At 35.5% G+C, this 555-nt stretch carries 1 protein-coding gene; it reads left to right on the forward strand.

The features are described 5' to 3' along the window. Positions 1–83: 83 nt before the first annotated feature. A partial coding sequence (locus IE271_RS44710; RefSeq protein WP_268256285.1) for a Mur ligase family protein occupies positions 84–555 on the forward strand: 472 nt, incomplete at its 3' end.

Raw genomic sequence — 555 nt, forward strand, 5'->3', positions numbered from 1 at the left:
ACATGCATGAAGATTCTTTTATTTACGATAAATTTTTGCGCTCTCTTTTAGAAGACGCTCTCAAATCCAATAAGGCTTAAAGAATGAAGCTTAAAAAAACCCTGACTTATCAAAACCACACCTATTCTTTTTTAAGCGATAACACGCATGAAGTTTTAGAAAACCCTAAAGAAATCCTTTTTGTCAAAACGCCTCTAAATGAAAAATACTCTCCTTTCATTGCAGAAAAAAACCTGGCTATTTTAGATTTTAACGAGCTTAAAAACTATTTTGATTTTAAAATGAAAATTGTAGGGATTACTGGCACTAATGGCAAAACGACCACAGCGAGTTTGATGTATTCCTTGCTCTTAGATTTGAATAAAAAGACCGCCCTTTTAGGCACAAGAGGGTTTTTTATCAACGACAAACAAATCAAAGAAAAGGGCTTGACCACGCCCACTCTTTTAGAGCTTTATAGCGATTTAGAAGAAGCGATGCGTTTAAAATGTGAATACTTTATTATGGAAGTGAGCTCCCATGCGATTGTCCAAAAGCGCATTGCCGGGCTTGATT

Source organism: Streptomyces minutiscleroticus (genome assembly GCF_014650875.1).
GTDB lineage: Bacteria > Actinomycetota > Actinomycetes > Streptomycetales > Streptomycetaceae > Streptomyces > Streptomyces minutiscleroticus.